This window comes from Cyanobium sp. L1E-Cus (assembly GCF_024345755.1).
GTDB lineage: Bacteria > Cyanobacteriota > Cyanobacteriia > PCC-6307 > Cyanobiaceae > Cyanobium_A > Cyanobium_A usitatum.
Map to the genome: position 1 here is coordinate 176,156 of NZ_JAGQBS010000002.1, position 18,826 is coordinate 194,981.

The 18,826-nt window shown below is 60.7% G+C and carries 16 protein-coding genes; 5 read left to right on the plus strand and 11 right to left on the minus strand.

Annotated features, from left to right (window positions below; all coding sequences use genetic code 11):
* Positions 1-42: 42 nt before the first annotated feature.
* On the plus strand, positions 43-2,493 hold the full coding sequence (gene pheT / locus KBZ22_RS00965; RefSeq protein ID WP_255020689.1) for a phenylalanine--tRNA ligase subunit beta: 2,451 nt from the start codon (positions 43-45) through the stop codon (positions 2,491-2,493).
* A gap of 22 nt (positions 2,494-2,515) precedes the next feature.
* Here pheT and rlmD read toward each other — a convergent pair whose 3' ends face one another.
* On the minus strand, positions 2,516-3,967 hold the full coding sequence (gene rlmD / locus KBZ22_RS00970; RefSeq protein WP_255020690.1) for a 23S rRNA (uracil(1939)-C(5))-methyltransferase RlmD: 1,452 nt from the start codon (positions 3,965-3,967) through the stop codon (positions 2,516-2,518).
* 114 nt (positions 3,968-4,081) lie between these two features.
* On the opposite strand from rlmD, the gene KBZ22_RS00975 reads away from it, so the two are divergent.
* Positions 4,082-4,576 (plus strand): allophycocyanin subunit alpha-B, encoded by a 495-nt coding sequence (locus tag KBZ22_RS00975; RefSeq protein ID WP_255020691.1) that lies wholly within the window; start codon positions 4,082-4,084, stop codon positions 4,574-4,576.
* A 913-nt stretch (positions 4,577-5,489) separates the two neighbouring features.
* Here the strand turns inward: KBZ22_RS00975 and KBZ22_RS00980 are convergent.
* Together KBZ22_RS00980 and KBZ22_RS00985 are read right to left on the minus strand one after the other, a co-directional pair.
* Positions 5,490-6,548 carry a DnaJ domain-containing protein gene (locus tag KBZ22_RS00980; protein WP_255020692.1) on the minus strand — a complete coding sequence of 353 codons (1,059 nt, stop codon included), beginning with the start codon at positions 6,546-6,548 and terminating at the stop codon, positions 5,490-5,492.
* Positions 6,549-6,550: 2 nt separating this feature from the next.
* Positions 6,551-8,071: a DUF3370 family protein gene (locus tag KBZ22_RS00985; protein ID WP_255020936.1), complete on the minus strand. Its 1,521-nt coding sequence runs from the start codon at positions 8,069-8,071 to the stop codon at positions 6,551-6,553.
* A 308-nt stretch (positions 8,072-8,379) separates the two neighbouring features.
* Here KBZ22_RS00985 and KBZ22_RS00990 point away from each other — a divergent pair, with 308 nt between their 5' ends.
* Positions 8,380-8,574, plus strand: coding sequence for a sigma factor SigF (locus KBZ22_RS00990; protein WP_254959992.1), 195 nt, complete (start codon positions 8,380-8,382; stop codon positions 8,572-8,574).
* On the opposite strand, the gene KBZ22_RS00995 is transcribed toward KBZ22_RS00990, so the two are convergent.
* From KBZ22_RS00995 to KBZ22_RS01015, 5 genes are all read right to left on the minus strand, one after another.
* Positions 8,522-9,322 (minus strand): sigma-70 family RNA polymerase sigma factor, encoded by an 801-nt coding sequence (locus KBZ22_RS00995; RefSeq protein ID WP_255020693.1) that lies wholly within the window; start codon positions 9,320-9,322, stop codon positions 8,522-8,524. The genes KBZ22_RS00990 and KBZ22_RS00995 overlap by 53 nt on opposite strands.
* Positions 9,323-9,417: 95 nt before the next feature.
* A complete protein-coding gene (locus KBZ22_RS01000) occupies positions 9,418-10,257 on the minus strand; it encodes an ATP adenylyltransferase (protein WP_254942031.1) in 840 nt (279 codons plus the stop codon).
* Positions 10,247-11,206 (minus strand): SpoIID/LytB domain-containing protein, encoded by a 960-nt coding sequence (locus KBZ22_RS01005; protein ID WP_255020694.1) that lies wholly within the window; start codon positions 11,204-11,206, stop codon positions 10,247-10,249. Before KBZ22_RS01005 ends, KBZ22_RS01000 begins: the two co-directional genes overlap by 11 nt.
* Positions 11,207-11,301: 95 nt before the next feature.
* A complete protein-coding gene (locus KBZ22_RS01010; protein WP_255020695.1) occupies positions 11,302-12,234 on the minus strand; it encodes a PhzF family phenazine biosynthesis protein in 933 nt (310 codons plus the stop codon).
* Complete coding sequence (locus KBZ22_RS01015) at positions 12,231-13,205, minus strand: NAD(P)H-dependent glycerol-3-phosphate dehydrogenase (protein WP_255020696.1); 975 nt, start codon at positions 13,203-13,205, stop codon at positions 12,231-12,233. Before KBZ22_RS01015 ends, KBZ22_RS01010 begins: the two co-directional genes overlap by 4 nt.
* A gap of 33 nt (positions 13,206-13,238) precedes the next feature.
* Between KBZ22_RS01015 and KBZ22_RS01020 the strand changes: the two genes are divergently transcribed.
* Entirely contained in the window at positions 13,239-13,994 is a 756-nt protein-coding gene (locus tag KBZ22_RS01020) for an SDR family NAD(P)-dependent oxidoreductase (protein WP_255020697.1), read from the plus strand.
* A gap of 8 nt (positions 13,995-14,002) precedes the next feature.
* On the opposite strand, the gene KBZ22_RS01025 is transcribed toward KBZ22_RS01020, so the two are convergent.
* On the minus strand, positions 14,003-14,386 hold the full coding sequence (locus KBZ22_RS01025) for a DUF2237 family protein (protein ID WP_254942036.1): 384 nt from the start codon (positions 14,384-14,386) through the stop codon (positions 14,003-14,005).
* A 199-nt stretch (positions 14,387-14,585) separates the two neighbouring features.
* On the opposite strand from KBZ22_RS01025, the gene KBZ22_RS01030 reads away from it, so the two are divergent.
* Positions 14,586-14,813 (plus strand): hypothetical protein, encoded by a 228-nt coding sequence (locus KBZ22_RS01030; protein WP_106501778.1) that lies wholly within the window; start codon positions 14,586-14,588, stop codon positions 14,811-14,813.
* Positions 14,814-14,816: 3 nt separating this feature from the next.
* Here KBZ22_RS01030 and KBZ22_RS01035 read toward each other — a convergent pair whose 3' ends face one another.
* Positions 14,817-15,089, minus strand: a complete 273-nt coding sequence (locus KBZ22_RS01035) for a DUF4090 family protein (RefSeq protein WP_254931395.1) — start codon at positions 15,087-15,089, stop codon at positions 14,817-14,819.
* A 49-nt stretch (positions 15,090-15,138) separates the two neighbouring features.
* Positions 15,139-18,822, minus strand: coding sequence for a methionine synthase (metH, locus tag KBZ22_RS01040; RefSeq protein WP_255020698.1), 3,684 nt, complete (start codon positions 18,820-18,822; stop codon positions 15,139-15,141).
* Positions 18,823-18,826: the final 4 nt, after the last annotated feature.

An 18,826-nucleotide genomic window follows, 5' to 3' on the forward strand; every position in this document is an offset into this window, starting at 1 on the left:
CCCAGTTGATCCCTAAGATCAAGGTTCAACACACCACGGGCTATGCGGGTCTCGCTCCAATGGCTGCAGGAGCTGGTGACCGGCCCCGAACAAGCCCTCGCTCCAGGGCCGCTAGCCGAGCGCCTGTCTTTGGCTGGTTTTGAGGTAGATGCCATAGAGGACCTAGCCGCCCAGGCCGGCGGTGTCGTGGTGGGCTTCGTGCGTGAACGCCAGGCCCATCCCAACGCAGACAAGCTGAGCGTCTGTTTAGTTGATATAGGCGCCGCCGAAACCCTGCAGATCGTCTGCGGGGCAGCGAATGTACGGGCGGGTATCCATGTGCCCGTTGCCCTGGTGGGCGCCACTCTGCCTGCGGTCAACCTGACGATCAAGCCCGCCGAACTGCGCGGTGTGGCCAGCAGCGGCATGATCTGCTCCCTTGCCGAGCTTGGCCAGACGGCAGAGGGGGAAGGAATCGCCATTCTTGATGAGCTGCTGGAGCAGGTGCCCCCCCTAGGCACAGCAGTGGGACCAAGCCTGGGGCTGGATGACCAGGTTTTGGAGTTGGCGATCACCGCCAACCGACCTGATGGCCTCTCCATGCAAGGCATAGCCAGGGAGGTGGCGGCCCTGGTGGGCGGCCAGACCCAGATAAAGGCACCTGAAATTGCCACAACAAGCCAGCCGCTGCCTCTTTCCGCCAGCGACCGGGTCGCAGTTGAGGCTGGGGGGCTATTCAGCATCACGGCCCTCGACGGGCTGAAGGTCGCCCCATCGCCCCTCTGGCTGCAACAGCGCCTGCAAAAGGCCGGCATTCGCCCGATCAACAACATTGTTGACATCACCAACTTGGTGATGCTGGAGACGGGACAACCCCTGCACGCCTTCGACAGCAAGCGCCTCGCCGTAATCGACGGAGACAGCGAACCCCAGCTAGCCAGCCTGGGGCTACGCCAGGCCCTTGATGGTGAGGAATTCACCAGCCTGGACGCCACGGAGCACAAACTCAGCCCCGAAGCCCTGGTGGTTACTTACAGCAACCGCCCCATCGCCCTGGCTGGCGTGATGGGTGGTGCGGATGAAGCCGTTAATGAAGCCACCACCTCAATCTGGCTTGAGGCTGCTGTGTTTGCTCCCCAGGCGGTGCGCCGCTCCGCCCGCAGCGTTGGCTTACGCACTGAAGCAAGCAGCCGTTTTGAGAAGGGGTTGCCAAGGGAGGCCACCCTCGCTGCTGCAGATCGGGCCGTGGCCCTGCTTATGCAACATTGCGCTGCCAATGTTTCGGGCCGCTGGCTACATCAACGAGCCGAGCAGCCAATCGAGCCGTTGCAGCTGAGGCGTGACGCCCTGCACAATCTGCTTGGACCTGTTCAAGACGGCGAAGACTATTCAGACCTCAGTGACGACAGGATCGTCCAGACCTTGACGGCCCTTGGTTGCCAGCTGGCAGAACAGATAGATGGTGAGGGTTGGCTCGTCGCCGTGCCCCCCTCACGGTTGATGGATCTGCAGCGGGAGGTTGACCTAATTGAGGAGGTAGCCCGTCTGGTTGGTTACGACCACTTCGCCTGCCACCTACCCGACCCACTGGAGCCTGGGGGACTTACTCCAGCCCAGCAGGTGGAGCGCCGCCTGCGCCGCCAACTGTGCGCTACCGGGCTGCAGGAGGCCTGCAGCTTTTCCCTGGTGCCGGCAGCAGCTGGGCGCATACCCCTGGCTAATCCCCTGCTAGCTGATTACGGCTACCTGCGCGACAACCTGCATGGCGAATTGCTCGCCGCTGCACGCCGCAACTTGCAGAGTGGGCAGCCAGGTTTCTGGGCCTTTGAGATCGGCCAGGTGTTCAGCAGCGATGTCGCCAGGTCTGCTCGCCAGCTGCTGGCTGGGGTTATCTGTGGCGAACGGCGAGGTGAGCGCTGGAGCAGCAGTGGCAAACCCCAGCCTCCCACCTATCACCAGGCCCGCGGCCTGCTGCAGCAAGCCTTGGTAGCGCTGGCGATTCCAATCGAAGATCGCCCACTCACCCAGCACCCATTGCTACACCCGGGTCGAGCCGCCCAGCTGGTAGTGGAAGGGCGGCCCCAAGGCTGGTTTGGCCAGCTGCACCCTGAGCAGGCCGAAAAGCTAGACCTGCCGCAAACAAGCATCATCTTCGAGCTCGAACTCGATGCCTTGCTGATCGCCGCCACCCGCCGCAACCGCTGGCAGCCAGCCTTTGCCCCCTATGCCACCGTTCCCGCTTCGGAGCGAGATCTGGCCGTAGTGGTGGCAGCCAGCACGCACTCAGCTGAGCTGCTCCAGGTGATTCGCAAAGCCGGCAAGCCGCTGCTGGAGCATGCAGAATTAGTAGACCGCTACGAGGGCGGTCAGCTTGCAGCAGGCCAGTGCAGTCAAGCCTTCCGGCTGCGCTACCGCGATGCCAGCCGCACCCTCACCGATGAAGAGGTGGAAGCAGCCCACTCCTCGATCCGGGCAGCCCTGGAAAAGCAGCTGGGCGCCCTGTTGCGCAGCTGATATCCAGGCGGCAGATCTACCCCTACTCCGGCTCCGCTGCCTCGGGCTGCGGAGTTGGGACGCCAGCTCCGATACGGCTCAGAACGGTCAATGTTTCTACGTGGCTTGTTTGGGGGAAAAAGTCGATCGGCTGAACGCTCTCCAATCGATAACTGCCGCCGCCAACCAGCTGGCCTAGGTCCCGGGCCAGGGTGGCGGGGTCGCAACTGAGGTAGAGCAGGTGGGCGGGGGGGCGTTCGATGATCGCCTGCAGGGTGGCGGGCTCCAGTCCCTTGCGGGGGGGATCGAGAAACACCGCATCGCAGTGAACCAGGTGCTCAGCCAGGCACTCGGCCACGACCCCGGTCTCAAAGGTGGCTGATTCACTCAGGCCGTTTTCGCGGGCATTGGCCTTGGCCTGGTGCACGGCCTCGGGGCTTAGTTCAATTCCATGAACGTGCCAACCAGCCGCAGCCACCGGCAGGCTGTAGGTGCCAATGCCGCAGTAGGCGTCAACCATTACGCCAGGCGCAGAGCCCGCAAGGGCTGCAAGCACCAGGGGCACTATTCGCTCAGCCTGTCGGGTATGGACCTGGAAAAAGGTGTCTGCTGCAATGCGCAGCTCGAGGTCGCAGAAACGCTCCTGCACCCAGCTACGTCCGACAACCACGCGTGTCTCGGGTCCCATCAGGGTGTTGGTGGCTAGGGGTTGCAGGTTCAGGCACACCCCCACTAATTCGGGCCAGCGGTGCATCCATTGGGCGGCCAGGATCTCGATGCCCTCCAGGTCTGGGGTGCTGCTTACCAGGGTGATCAGCAACTCACCCGTGTAGCTGCCGATTCGCAGGGCCAAATGGCGCAGGCCACCCCCCTCGCGGCAGTCCCGATCAACCGGCCAGTCACTGGTCTCAAGATCCGACTTAAGCGGTGCGATCAAAGCGTCCAGGCGCGGATCAAGCACCGGGCAGCGATTCATATTGACAATTTTGTGGGTGCCAGGGCGATAAAAGCCAGCCCGCAACCGCCCGTCCTCGCAGCGCTCAAGCGGGATAATCGCCCTGTTGCGATAGCCGAGCCCTTCTGGCGCTGCCATTAAGGGAGCAACCTCCGTATCAAGGTGGGCAATACGCCGCAGGGCATCAACGACTTTTTGGTGCTTCCAGTGCTGCTGGGCCGAGTCGTCTAGGTGCTGCAAGCTGCAACCACCACAGTCTTCAGCAAGGATGCAAGGAGGCCTTCGACGCTCCGCTGCCGGCTCAAGCACCTGTTGCAGCTCGGCCAACCAGTGGCGACGGGCCTTGTGGGTGAGGCGTACTTTCGCCTGCTCGCCAGGCAAGGCACCAGCTACAAACAAGACCCGATCTGCGAGACGGGCCACGCCCTGCCCGTCATGGGATAGGCCGGTAATGGCCACCGTCACGGTCATGCCGGTGGATAGATCGAGGCCATCGCTCTTGCCACCACCAGCGCCGTTGCCAAAGCTTTTAGTGCCCACGCCCGCCTACCAATCCTTCACCCTACGCCGTGCAAAGGGGCGTTACACCTTGCGGCGGGGCACGGTGATTTTGCTGACGAGTCGATACAGTGATGGACGCGTGTGGTCGCTGCGATGAGCGTCGTTCGGGATCTGATCCTTCAGGCTGATGATCAGCTGCGGTATCCCAGTGGCGGCGAGTTGCGCTCCATGGTGGAGTACCTCAGCCGGGGAGCCGAAAGGCTGGCGGTTGTGCGGCTCCTAACCGACAACGAGAAAAAAATTGTTGATGAGTCGGCCAAACAGCTCTTCCAGCGCAACCCCGATTACGTGGCCCCCAGTGGCAATGCCTACGGCCAAAAGCAGCGGGCCCAGTGCCTGCGCGACTACAGCTGGTATCTGCGCCTGGTGACCTACGGCGTTCTCGCCGGTAGCACCGAAATGATTCAACAGATTGGCCTGGTTGGTGCCCGTGAGATGTACAACAGCCTCGGCGTACCGATGCCAGGCATGGTGGATGCAATGCGCACTATGAAGGAGGCCTCGCTAGCCCTGTTGAGCACAGACCAGGCTGCCCTTGCGGGCCCTTACTTCGACTTTCTGATCCAGGGCATGCAAACCAGCACCTGATCCAGACCAGACCAACCCAACCAGCACCAAGACCCGGAGGAGCGCTTGTCTCGTCCGGGTCTTTTTATTGGACTATTAATGCGTCCTGGTTGGGACGCAAGAGAATCATAGGTTGCTCGCACAGATTGGGCGGCAGGCCGAAGCTCACGTTTTGATAACTGCCGGAAGGACCGTGCGCCTTGCCCAGCTCCCTTACCGAAAGTCTCACCCGAGACGCAGGCATGGTCCATATATAAATCCAAGATGAGATAGCTGATCATCCTATTGGCAAGCTGCTCGGCCAGCTGCTCGACCCCCTCTCGGGCCAGCAAGTTCCGAAGCTTCAGCAAGCCTCTTGCATGGCCCGAAAAACTTGCGTACCTGTGTATGACACAGTGACGCAAGTCTTCCGAGTGTGCTGCTGCAACGACTCTGAAGCGAGACGGATGATCTGGACCAGACCAGCTGAGATGGCTGGACAAGCTATTCAGGCCGTCATCTGGCCACAACAACAAGCAATCAATGAAACGACTTCGAGGCGTGGCAGTCCGAGGGAACCCATAGCGCCCAAGGAGATGCAGGCAGAAATACGGAAAAATTGGGAATAAGCCCAATTAGATGCCATCAGCCAGTGAGCAAAGCTCACTGGCTGATGCCTCAGCTATCTCATCCAAGACTGATTAGTAGTCTTATAGCAAGACCAGGCTGCTTAGGCCAAGAATACAGAATCCCATTCCACTCAGGCAAGACCCTTAAGGAGACCAATCATGAATCTCAGGCGAGAAAGATAAGCAGCTTTCCGTCCAGCATCTGGGAAATCAAACCGTTGTGGCTTGCAATGATGATGCGCGCAAGGAAGCCGTAAATCGCTTGTCTCGTCCAAGAATTAATACAAGACCAATAAAGCGTCTCAGATGAGATGCAGTATACGAGTCTATTCGTTGCGGTAGAGCTCTTTCAGTAGCTGGTAGGCCTCGTTTAGGCGCCGCATGGTTTCTTCCGTGCCGCCAGAGTCGGGGTGATGGCTCATCGCCAACTCGCGGTAAGCCTCCCGTATCTGTCGCAGGGTGAGACGCTGACCCGGCGCCGTTGGCAGTTGCAGCAGCTTTAAGGCTCCATGCAGGGTCATGGTGTGTTCCAGGGTCTGGAACGAGGTGCCCTTACGTCGCTTGCGGAAACGATGAACAAAGCGCCTGATCAGCGTTGGTAAGCGGAGCTCCAAGGTTGACGTGCTGAAGGGATCCTCCAGCAAACCTGCCATCACCATGACTCGCTCAAAAGTTGCGGGCTCCCTGCCCCAGCTGGGAGCCGTATTGGCCACCACATCGCAGGCAAGCGACCAAGTAAAAGGGCGGCCCTCACTTTGATCACTCTGGCCCCAAATGTCCTGGGCCAACCACACCATTGCGGCTTCAAGTACCGCCTCATTGGCAACCTTGCCGTAGAGCTCAAGCCAGTGGTCACGGGCTCTGGCCAGGGAGCGTTCGAGCACATCACCTCCTACATGGGGGAGGGGTTCTTGCGCCAGATCCATGGGTTGGCGTAAGGGCTGCAGACTGCGCTTGAGCTGGTCAGATTGGCGCCTCACAAAGCCAGGTAGGTCAATGCCGCTCTGACGAGGACGCACTTCCGCTGCCATCGACGCATCAACATCGAAATTGAAGGCAAATTCACGATCAGCTGATTCCCGATCTAGGCATAGGTCTCCCCCGGAGCCCCGGGTCATCAACACCAAAGCCCCCTGTTCGTTGAAGGTTGATTCCAGGCTGGTTTGTTCGCTAACAAAACCATCAGGCTGGTTATTGCCGGTGTCGGCCAGAACAGAGGTCTCAGCTTCCTCAGTATTTGGGAAGATCTCTTGTAGCAGACGCTCCAAAATATCTCCGCGACTGCGGATGCCCCACTCCGCCCTAAGCGCATCAATTTTGTCGAGCAAATCGACGGGCAGCTCCAGACTGAAGCGGCGACGATTGGGGTCCGCCGGCTTAGCCATGCCTAACGGCCAATAAGGTCGCGCATCATTTCCTGCTGCGCTTCCAGAGCCTGCTGGTAGCGATCAACCAAGCTTTTATTCCCAGGGGTTGAAGTTTGGTTGGGTGAATAACGCGGCTGATAAATTGGCGGTGGCGGCGGAGGATTTGCTCTGAGGGGCGGCAGGCTGGGGAAGCGTGGCTGCAGCACCAACGGGGCCATTAATTCTGATCCATCCTGACCATCACGATCTTGATCTGGAATCGCAGGCAGTGACTGGGGGGGCGTCATCGCCGCGGGGGAGGCTGTATTGCGAGCCAACTCAAGCAAACGCTGTCGCTCCTGCACCATGGCGACCTGACTGGCTGGCACGATGCTGAGTAGGTGACCAGGGGTGGCATCGGCCGGATAAACCAAGCTGATTCGAACTGGGTTGGATACACCTCCCCGAAGATTCAAAGAGGTGAGGGGCAAGCTTTGGCCAGAGCGCATCCCTACGTGCATTTCTTGAAGCCCTTCCTCCGTGCGTACTTGCAATGATCCCCTGAAGGCGGTGAAAGTTTTACCAGTGCCTGAGGCGGTGGGATGGCTGAGAACCAGCTCATAGGGGCCAGCCCCCTTGAGATTTAGATCAACATCAAATCGAACGCCGTAGGTGCCAACATTGTCTAGGGATGAATCCACCATGCGGCTGACGAGTGGATTCACCTGCACCTCGCGGGTGCCGAAATTATGGCGGTTAGTGCTCGTTAGCGGAAAATGTAATGGACCTTGCTGAGCGAGATTATGGTTCAGGGTGGCTTGGTAGGAATCACCTATGGCAACACCTCCCACACGGGAGAAAATTCGTCGGCCATTGATGTCAGCGATGCGGTTCAGGTAGACCCTGCCCGGAGCAAGCCGTCCCCGATCCAAAATAGCGATTAGATCCCAGTCGCTATTGGGTTCTTTCCCAGCAACAACAGCCATCTGAAAAGGTCCATCACTAGTACCTTTCAACAAGGCGTTAGCAATGCCAAGCGCAGGCAGCTGGGTCTGAAATAGGACAATGCGGCTGCGGGCAGGAATAGTAATTTCCTGATCAAGTTTTGGATCTAGACGACCGCGTAGAACCTGCACTGCGGTTGCATCTCCAGGACCGGTATTCCAAGGGCGAGGCCCGAGAGGTCTTACTCCCATCTTGTAATTGACAAGATAGGGCGCCTCAAAGCTGTTGCGTACTGCACCGGTTTCAAAGCGGATGTGCACTGCCCGCATTCCGGGATTAATCAGAATCAGCCCTAGGGTGAGTTCTGGACGCCTACCAGAGCGGGATAGCTGGCGGCGGTTGGCGGGGAAGTACTTGTGGTGCATGTGCACCCCAAAGTCACCGTTGAAGGTGAATTCGGCGTTGCGCAAGGGCTGGCCAGTCTCTTCGGCGTAGGCATACCCAGGCGCTGTGCTGATCAGGATGCCGGGGCCTTCAACCTCCTCCGGCTGGTTCGAGTGCAGAACCGGCACCTTGTTGAAGGTGCCATTTAGGGGACGGGCCTGTTGTCCCGCCATCAGAGCCACGTAAGCGGCCGCTGGCAGCGCCTGCAACAGGCCGAGGGGAGCCCCCAGGGCAGCTGCTATCAGCAGTTTGATCGGCCGCAACGGAAATCTGGTAATCAGGGTGTTGGGTTTGAGTGCAATGGCCCCTACTCCAAAAGGGTATGACGGGCAGTCGGTTGCAAACCCAGATTGAGAGCTCGTACAGGGGCTGGGAATGGAACTGACCGAAGGGTGTTTCGGGGCCATCGCTGGGGGAGAAACACAACACTCGGCAAGCCCGCCAGGCTCGCTAGAACCTTTAGGAACTTTCCCACTTTCTCATGCTTCCCCTCCTGGGCTGCTGTGGCAGCGTTGATGACGGTGGTGCTGGTAGCTGGAGGCGTCATCAAGAGCGCAAGCTGCGCATGCTGCAGTTCTGGCGGGACGGCGTGGAACGCCAGCTAGCAGCCGTGAATGCCACGATCAGCACGCTGGAGCAACAGATGGAGCGGGATGCGGCCTCGGCTGGCAGCTGAGGCTTGAGAACGCGTCTGCATTGAGCAGGGCGGCACGCATCTGTGCCAGGCCCTGCTTGAGCCTCCGCTGCACGGTCATCGGACTCACCTGAAGCAGGGCTGCCGTGCGCCGGTAGCTCCAGCCCGAGAGCACTACTTTCTGGATCACACGACGTAACCCGGGCTCAAGGCAAGCAAGTTGCTGACGCACTTCAGCTCCCTGATACTCCCAGTCATCCGCGCCGGTGAATCCAGATTCCGAGGGTCTGCCGCTCCAACCGTCGTGAAGTCTGGTTTCCTCATAGCCAGTCTCCAGATCCACAGGCCTGGCTAGGGCTTGACCACGTAGTAGTTCTTGCCATTGCTCAAGGCTGAGCTGCAGAGCTAGTCGCAGATCTTCGGCGCTGGGCTCCTGCCCATGGCCACTGCTCCAGCTGGCCTTCAGTTGGCGCAGCTTGTCGTGCAGCTCCATCTGCCGGCGCGGTAACCGCACGGCCGATGCCGAATCGCGCAGGTAGTGCAGGATGGCGCCCCGGATGTGGGGTCTGGCAAAGGCCTCGAAAGGAGTTGCTGTTTGTGGTTGATAGAGCTCGGCGGCTCGTAGGAGGCCCATCAGACCCACCTGAACCAGGTCGTCGAGGGGCTCCGGACAGCGGCGGCAGTAGTGAACAGCAATTGGGGTAACCAGACCGCAGTACTGGTTCACCCGCTGGTTGCGTTGTTGCAGGGCACGGCGGCAGATAGATTTGGTTTTGATCGATTGGGTCATGGGCTGAAGTTGGGTTGGCAGGGTTTTCGTTCCCTTCCTTTCCAACCAGCCGCGACGGGGCCCTATTGCGCAACCGAAAAATTACGGAACGTTGATCACATGTCCTTGTCGGGGGCAGCGGCAACCGCCTGCAGTAAGGACCAAGGCCCCTCTCGCTCCAGCAACTCGAGATCGGACCTTTCCGTGGCCAGCAGATAGCCAGCAAAGGCAAGGGCATTGAGGCTGAAGCCAGCGCAATGTTCCTGGGTGCGCCGCACGGTGAGCAGCCAGTTGTCGTCAAAGAGCAGGTTGTATGGGTGCCTGGGCTGGGCGTCCTGGTGGGGATAGCCCAGGCCCAGTTGCTCGGCATGCTCCAGGTAAAGGGCAGCTAGATCCCTACCCCCGTGGGCATCTGTGCGGCGACTCAGCCGATAGGCCCAGGGCCAGGGGCGCTCGCCCCTATCCAGCTGGACTTGAATTGCCGCAGACAGGGGTGTGCTGGCTTCTCCAGCGCGGCGGGGCAGCAGTTGCAGATGCCGGTGGGGCTGGCTGGCGCCAGAGGCGGCACAACTATTGAAGAACCACAGCCCACCGGTGTCACTGGCCAGGAGCGAAACCCCGCGCCAGTCGTCAGCAGAAAGCCAGCCGGATTGCGGCTGCCAGGAGTCCGTGATCAGGAGCAGATGGCCCGCCTGCACTGGATATTTGTTGAGCAGCACCACATGGCCGCTGCTGAGCCGTTCCACTTCCAGAGCTTGCTCCCAGGGCAAAAAAGGATTCGGCTTGGGGCCACCACGGCGTAGGTGTTTGGGGGTGGTGCTCAGCAAACGCCGCAACACAAATGGCTGGTGCTGTGGGGCCGCCAGGACCTCGGTAGCCAGGGGAACCAAGGAGCCGCTGGCCTGCGCCTGGCTGGATAACTGCAGCGCCAGCTGCCAGATGCGCTCAGCTCGCACCAGCCTTGAGGCGGGCCAGAGACGCTCCCTGGTAATAGTGACCAAGAATCTGGTTGTAGCGATAGCCCTGCATAGCCAGATCCTGGGCGCCGTGCTGGCTCATGCTTGCGCCGAGATGGCCATGGGCTTCCAGGGATATCTGGCGGTTGGCGGCATAAAGACTTTCCACGATGGCGCCCTGATAGCTGAGGATCATGCCGGCGGTGCTGGATGCAGCTTGGCGGGTGCGTTCGTTGCTGCTGGAGAGGCCCTTGTAGGCCTGCCAGCGGGTTGTGTCACCAAGATGCCAGTGACGGTTGGCTGGGCGAGCCATGTGGGCGAGGGCATAGGAGCGGGCGGCTACGGCCTGGGCCCGCAGAGCCTCTAACGACCAGCTGCTAGGCATCTCAGCTCCAACCACGGCACCGATGTAGGTCTCCAGACCAACGTGATTGACCACCCTGAGCCCGCCACTCTCAGGAATCAGACGCAGGCGCCCTCCATAGGGGCGGCCGTTGACCAGTACGGAGGTCCCACTGGTCTGCAGCCAGGCTTCTGGGCCCTGGAGCCAGAGTTCATTGAGGTTCACCGAACTGCCAGCGCCGCCCTGTTGGAGCAGCTGGCCGTCTCGGCTGACAACCTGCCAGGCTCCGCTGGCGGAGAGATCGGGGTTGGCGCCCGCGCCGAGCAGGGCGACGCGGATTTCCAGATCGACTCCCGGACCCGCTTCGGGCTCTGCCAGGCCGAGGCGGGAAGTGGAAGTGGAAGTGGAAGTGGCTTGAGGGGTGGCCCGGCGCGCCTCGAGACGACGCAATTGCTCAGCTGCGGTAGTGGTGTCTTGCGCCGGGGGCGGCGTATCAATAAGGGCATCCAGCAACTCGCCCTGGGCGGCCCCATAGGGGCGGGGAGCCAGGCCCTGGGCCGCAAATCCCACCGCCACGGCCACAACGGCCATGGGGCCAGCCAGCATGAGTCTCCGGCTGAACAGACCATGCACATTAAGTCTTCTTGTCCGGAGAAGACCTCTGGTCTGGAGAAGTCCTCTGGTCTGGAGTAGTCCCTGATTCAGGCGCAGGCGGCCAGGGAGGCCCAGGAGTCGGCTCCGGAGCCATCGGCCTGCACCCGCAATGTGCCGTTCCAAAGGAGGTGGCCCGAACCGCTAAGTCGGATCATGCCCGAAGAAGCGCCATCGCACACCATCCCCCCCGGCCGCGGCGAGCACTGCCAACCCACTACGGAGCTACGGCCTAGGCGATCGAGCCAAAAAGGCGCAACCAGCGCGTGGGCAGATCCAGTTACCGGATCCTCATCAATGCCAAGTCCTGGAGCGAAGAACCGCAGCTGGTAGTCGGCTGGCCGTCCAAGCACGGAGGGAAGGTCGTCTATCGATACCTTCTCGATGGCCTGCATCAACACCAAGCCGCCACGATCAGGACCCTCTAATTCCGAAGCCAGGCCAGGCAACTGGGCCAGCGCTGCCTCAGGCGTCAACAAGGCAACCCGATAACCGAGGCCTGAGCTCCAGTAGGCCAGGGGTGCCCCCCCTAGGCGTTCATGCAGCAACCGGATCAGCGGTGCCGATGGCTCGGCCGGCAGCAGACCGGCGCTAGGCAGCACCAGCTGCCCTGAACTGCCGCTGGCATCAAGGGCTACCGCCAGGGGGCCGCTGCGGGTGAACAGCTCCAATCCCGCGCCGGGCGCCAGCTGCTGCCAGTGGCCCAAGGCCAGCAGGGCGGCGAGTGTTGCATGGCCGCAGAGGGGGACTTCGCAGCTGGGGGTGAACCAGCGGAGGGTCCAGCGGCCTTGCTGTTGCAGCAAAAAAGCCGTCTCAGACTGGTTGAGACTGCGGGCAATGGCCTGCAAGGCAACATCGCCCATGGGCTGATGTAGCTGCACCACGGCCGCACCGTTGCCGCAACAGGGTCCGTCAGCAAAAGCCTCAACCAGCACAGCTGGCAGGGAGACAAGTGGCGCTACAGCAGAGCCAGGAAAGGTCATGCTTGCTGCCACTCCGGCCGCAAATCGCGCTCCATCAGAGCCTTAACGGCGGCAGCAGGGGTGGTGTGGCCTTCGAGTACCAGCACAACCTGCTCACAGATCGGCAGATGCCAGCCTTTGCGGCTGGCAAGCTGCAGAGCCGCTCTGGCCGTGCGAGGACCCTCAACGGTTGCTGAGATGCGCTCGCTTGCCTGCTGCTCGCTGCAGCCCTCGGCCAGAAGCACGCCGCAGCGATAGTTGCGGCTGAGGCTGCTGTTGGCGGTGGCCAATAAATCCCCCAAGCCAGCCAGGCCGTAGAGAGTGCTGGTGGCACCGCCTAAACCCTCCAACACCACGCCAATCTCGGCTAAACCCCGGCAGAGCAGGGATGCCTTGGCGTTCGCACCTAAAGCCAGACCATCGGAGATGCCGGCCGCAACGGCCATAACGTTTTTGAGTGCCCCTGCGGCCTCGGTGCCAATCGGATCTGTGTTTGTGTAGAGCCGCAGCGAAGTGTCGCTGAGCTGCTGCTGAAAGCGGCGGGCTAGATCCTGATCCGCAGCTGCGATAACGCTGGCCGCAGGTAGCCCTTGGCGCACCTCGGTTGCCAGATTCGGCCCACTCAGCACCAGCAAGGGGGCAGCCGCCAACTGGTTTGACCAGAGCTGGGTGGCAGTTGCCAGCAGCTGGAGATCCAACCCCTTGCTGCAGCTCAATAGCGGCAGTCCAGTGGGCCAATGGGGAGCCAGCTGCTCAGCCAGGGGCTGGACCCCTGCCATGGCTACCGCGGAAACCACCAGATCCTGGTTGGCAAGCAGGTCCACCGGACTGCTGCCAGAGCGCCGGGACCAACCCGTGACGATGTGACCTTGCTGACCCCAGCGCTCAAGAAGGGTCTGCCCCCAAGCCCCCAGGCCCAACACGGCGATGCGAATGCCCATCGACTCCGAAGCAGCAGGCAGGTAGGCACTGCCATCATGCGGCAGGCCCATGGGTGCGGCTTCAGCTCTGGAATTTTTGTGGCAATGAGCTCAACTTCGCCCTGGCAGGACTGGCATGGCACAGGCCTAGTGGTGGGGTGTGGCGGCATCGGCCAGGCCCTGCTCCAGGAGCTGGGCCGAATCGCCCCGGGGCTGCAGCTTGTGGGAGTCTCACGCCAGGACTGGCGATTGCCTGGGTATCCCCTGTGGCGAGAGGTCGGGTTTTTACCGCTGGATCTCACCGACGACTCCAGCCTGTCGGCGTTGGCAGCAAGCCTTGAAAATCGCCCCCCCCTGCGGCTGGTGATCAACACGGCCGGCCTGCTGCATGGGCCCCTGCTCCAACCGGAAAAGCGCCTCAGTCAGGTGAATCGCCAGGCCCTAGAGCTCAGCTTTGCGGTGAATGCCTTTGCGCCCCTGCTGCTGGCCCAGGCGATCGAATCCCTGTTTAGCCCCGCTGACCCATTTCATTTCGCCAGCCTTTCCGCCCGGGTGGGGAGCATCGGCGACAACCAACTCGGGGGCTGGTATGCCTACCGGGCCGCCAAGGCTGCCCAAAATCAGATGCTGCGCACCCTGGCCCTGGAATGGGCTCGCAGAAAGCCAAAGGGGTGTGTGAGCCTGCTCCACCCCGGAACCACGGCCACGGGCCTCTCCGCCCCCTTCCAGGCCGGTGTGCCGCCAGATCGGTTGTTCAGCCCAGAGCGCGCTGCTAAGCAGCTGCTCGACGTACTGGCGGTGCTTGGGCCCCAACAGACTGGGCAGTTCTGGGCCTGGGATGGGCAGCGAATCCCCTGGTAAATCTCAAATCAAGCAGCGTTTGCTTGCAGGATTGCTAAGGAAATCACCTCCAGAGCGGAATCCTCCGTGGCCTCTAGGCGCACAGGAGGTGCCATGCCGTCCTCGTAGGCCTCAAGCCAGCGCGGCGCACACACACACCAATGGTCTCCAGGCTTGAGACCGGGGAAGCCATAGGCGGGCGCCGGGGTGCTGAGGTCGTTTCCCTGGGCCTGGCTGTAGCGCAGGAAGGCATCGCTCACGACACAGCAGACGCTGTGACGACCCAGGTCGGCGGCATTGGTACGGCAATGACCGTCGCGGAACCAACCTGTCATTGGTTGGCAGCCGCACACCACCAAGGGTTCACCCAGCACATTTAGCGAAGCGGAAGCTGGCTGGCTGGAATCGCTCACGGGAACCGGGGAAAATGTGGATAGCTCCAGTCTGGCCAGGCAGTTCGGAGGTTGCAGCACTGGGCTGACGACAAGCTTCAGAGCTATGCGAAAGGCAACACACCCGCACAAAGTTGGGCTGGGTAGTTGACGGATTCCGGGGGGGAGGCGTTAAAGGTCGAAGAGCGCGTTCACCCTGTCTTTCAGCGCGGCCCCCTTCATGAGCTGGGAATTCACCGAAGACGCGGCCTTTCTGGCCCTCTGCGATGCGTACAAAGAAAGCGGTGAACCCTCCGCCATGGAATTCCTCGCCCACGGCGAAGGGGCTTTCCATTTCCAGGAACTCACCCAGAACGCCGCCGGCGAAGGCATCGACCTGAGCGACTCCTCAAACCTGGAGGAGTTTCAGCAGGAGGTGATCGACGCCCTCGAAGACCTTTGCAGCTAAAGCTCAGGAGTAGAAAAAAGCAATCTCCTTAGCTTTCAAGCCATCCCATCCGGCGGCCTTAAGCCGGGCATCAAGGCTGGCTTGGTCGAAGTGCTTCGAGCCTGTCTTGACGATGCGATTGCGCATCGATTTTTTGACACCGCTGCGGGCCCGCTGGCTTTCAAGATCCATCACCTCCGTGTAGAGAGCGATCATCTCGGAGGGGATCGGGGTGCCATCCAGGTCGATGCCCGAGGCGATTGCGGCATCAACGCCGCCAGGTCCGGCAATGGCCATAGCCGTTTTGCAAGGTGATTGGCCAGGCTAGAAGCCGCTGCCCCCCTGCTCAGGCTGAGAAGTAACGGGCTTGGCTGTGTAGGGCAACCAGGGCAGTGGTGCTCTGCTCTGGTTCGAGTTGGTCGCTCTCATCCATCGACATACCAATCCGCTCGGCACCGAGCCAGGCGAGCTGCTGGCGGGAGTCGGCCACATTTGGACAGGCGGGATAGCCAAAGGAGTAGCGGCTACCGCGATAGCGCTGGGCCAGCACGTCGCGCAGCGGCATCGCGGTGGGATCAGCAAAGCCAAGCTCACGCCTGATGCGCGCATGCACCCATTCGGCCAGAGCCTCAGCCATCTGGACTCCAAGTCCATGGAAATAGAGGTAATCGGTGTATTGATCGGCTTTGAAAAGCTGCTGGGCAAAGCTGGTGGCGCCTTCGCCCATGGTTACGGCCTGCATCGGCAACACATCGGTTGGCAGCGACGAGCCATCGGCTGCTATAGCGAGATCTCGGTAGAAATCAGCGATGCAATAGCGGTTGCCTGAGCGCTGACGGGGCAGCTCAAAGCGTCCTAATTGTTGCTGACGCTTAGCTGGGTCAAACAAGACAACAGCGTTGCCACTACGGCCGCAGGGGAAATAGCCGTAGGCCACCCGGGGTGAAAGCAGGCCCTCCTCGAGACAGCGCGCCATCCATTGCTGCAGAACGGGCTCCGCCTTCTCGACCAGCATTGCTTCGTAGTCTTCGCGGCTCTGCTGCTGGGTCTTACGCAGCTGCCACTGGCCTGCAAATAGGGCGTTGCGATCTAGGTAAGCGAATACTTCCTGCAGGTCGATCTCCTGCTCAGTCAAAATCTGGCTACCCCAAAAAGGTGGCTCAAGGGCGCTCTCTTCGGCCACAGCCATAGAGCGCTGATCATTTGGTTCAACGCTGACAGCGGCTTCTGTAGGGGAAACAGCTACTGCTTCAGTGGAAACAGCTACCGCTTCAATCACTCCATCCGCCTTGGCAGGCTGTTCTGCGGGGGTCTCGGGAGAGGCGATGCCAAGCCCCTCCGGAATCGGTCCAAGGAAACCCTGTAGGTCGTCCCAGGCACCGTCTGCTTTTGCCTCCATCAGGGCGTCCATAAAACGCAGATCGGCAAATGCGTCGCGGCCGTAAATGACCTGACCTTGATAGGCGGCCCGGCAATCGCCATTAACGAACCTAGGCGTAAGTGCTGCTCCGCCAAGTATTACCGGCACAGCAATGCCAGCCTGATTAAAGGCTTCTAGGTTGTCTTTCATGAAGGCCGTTGACTTCACAAGCAGGCCACTCATGGCGATGCAGTCGGCCTGATGCTGCTGCTGGGCAACAATTATGGCCTCGCAGCTTTGCTTGATGCCTAAATTGATAACCTCATAGCCGTTATTGGTGAGAATAATGTCTACAAGATTTTTGCCGATATCATGCACATCGCCTTTTACGGTGGCGATCAGAAATTTACCCTTGGCCGAGCTCTCTCCCTCGGCCGTTTCCATGTGGGGCTCGAGATGGGCTACTGCCGCCTTCATGGTTTCGGCGCTCTGTAATACGAAGGGCAACTGCATCTGGCCGGAGCCAAAGAGCTCGCCCACTACCTTCATGCCGTCGAGCAAAAAGGTGTTAATGATCTGCAGTGGTGGGTAAGTAGCAAGCGCTTCGTTTAGGGAGGCATCAAGCCCGATTCGCTCACCATCAATGATGTGCTGCTTGAGACGCTCCTCCACCTTCAGGTCGGCGAGAGAGGGGCCTGAGGCCCTGGCCTCTTTGGCGCTCACCCCTTCAAACAAGGTGGTGAGAACGGTGAGAGGGTCGTAGCTGCAAATAGAACCCGGCTCATTGGTCTCGAAGCGACGCCGGTCGTAGATCAGATCCCGGCACACCTGCTGATGCTCCGGACTGATCTTTGCCAGGGGCAGAATCTTGGCAGGGCTAATGATCGCCGCATCCATACCGGCTTCGCAGCAGTCGTGCAGAAATACTGAATTGAGCACAATCCGGGCCGCCGGCGACAAGCCAAAACTCACGTTGCTGACGCCCAGCACCACATGCACCCCTGGTAAGTCGGTGCGAATGCGGCGGATTGCCTCAATCGTGGCCGCACCATTGAGCCGATCTTCCTCAATTCCCGTGGATATCGGTAGGGCTAAGGGGTCATAGAAAATCTCGTGAGCAGGAATTCCAAACTCAACCGCGTCTCGGTAGGCGCGCTGGGCGATGGCAAATTTACGCTCCGCTGTGCGTGCCATTCCCTCTTCATCGATGGTGCCCACGACCACCCCGGCGCCATAGGCCTTGGCCAGCTCCAGCACCTTGAAGAAACGCTCGTCTCCATCTTCGTAGTTGGTGGAATTGAGGATGCATTTACCACCGGACACCTTGAGCCCGGCCTCCATCTTCTGCCACTCAGTAGAATCAAGCATCAACGGCAGGTTGACGTTGGTGACGAGACGGCTCACCAACTCATGCATGTCCCGTTCACCATCGCGACCGACGTAATCGACGTTGACGTCGAGCACGTGGGCGTTCTCCTTCACCTGACCCCGCGCCACTCCAACTAAGCCATCCCAATCCTCCTCAGCTAGCAGCTCGCGCACTTTCTTGCTGCCGCTGGCGTTAAGCCGTTCACCAATGATCAGGAAGGAATTGTCCTGGTGGTAGGGCGTGGTGCTGTAGATCGAGGCCGCGGCAGGCTCACCCTGCAGCAGGGGGCGTGCGTGCTGGGTCTTGGGGGTGCGTACCGGTCGAGCAGCAGGATGCAACTCGGCTGCCAACTCGGTCAATGCGGCGATGTGGGCAGGGGTGGTGCCACAGCAGCCACCGATCACCTGCACGCCTAGGTCTTCAACGAAGTGCAGCAACTGCATCTTCATTTCGAGCGGTGTCAACCGGTAGTGGGCTACACCGCCGATATTTTCTGGCAGTCCGGCGTTGGGGATACAGCTCACCACAAAAGGACTGTGCTCGCTCAGATAGCGGATGTGCTCCTTCATCTGCTCCGGTCCCGTGGCGCAGTTGAGCCCCAGCACATCAATCGGGAATGGCTCGAGGATCGCTACCACAGCAGCAATATCGGAGCCGACCAGCATTGTGCCGGTGGTCTCCATCGTCACGCTCACCATCAACGGACGCCGCTGGCCTGTCTTGGCGAAGGCGTCCTCAATGCCCTGCAGGGCTGCCTTGATCTGCAGCACGTCCTGGCAGGTCTCGACAATAAATAGATCCACATCTCCCGCCAGCAGCCCTTCGGCCTGCTCAGCAAACGATGCCTTCATCGTGTCGAAGTCGATGTGGCCCAGGGTCGGCAGCTTCGTGGTCGGCCCCATGGAGCCAGCCACGAAGCGCGGCTTCTCTGGGGTGGAGTAGGCAGCCGCCACTTCGCGGGCCAGCTCTGCCGCCCTCTTATTGAGTGCAAAGGTCTGGTCGGCGATGTCGTATTCGGCCAGCACCAGCGAGGTGGCCCCGAAGGTGTCGGTTTCGATCACATCGCAGCCCGCCTCCAAAAACAGGCGATGCACTGCCTGCACCGCATCGGGGCGGGTGAAAACAAGATTTTCATTGCAGCCCTCAAGGGCAGCGCCGCCGAAATCATCGGGGCCTAGATCCATCTGCTGCAACGAGGTGCCTGTAGCACCGTCAAACACCAGCACCGGCCGCTCAGGCCCATGCAAGCGATCTAGAAAGCCGATTCGCTGAACCGGCTGGGGTGCTAATGCCGCAGTCATGTTG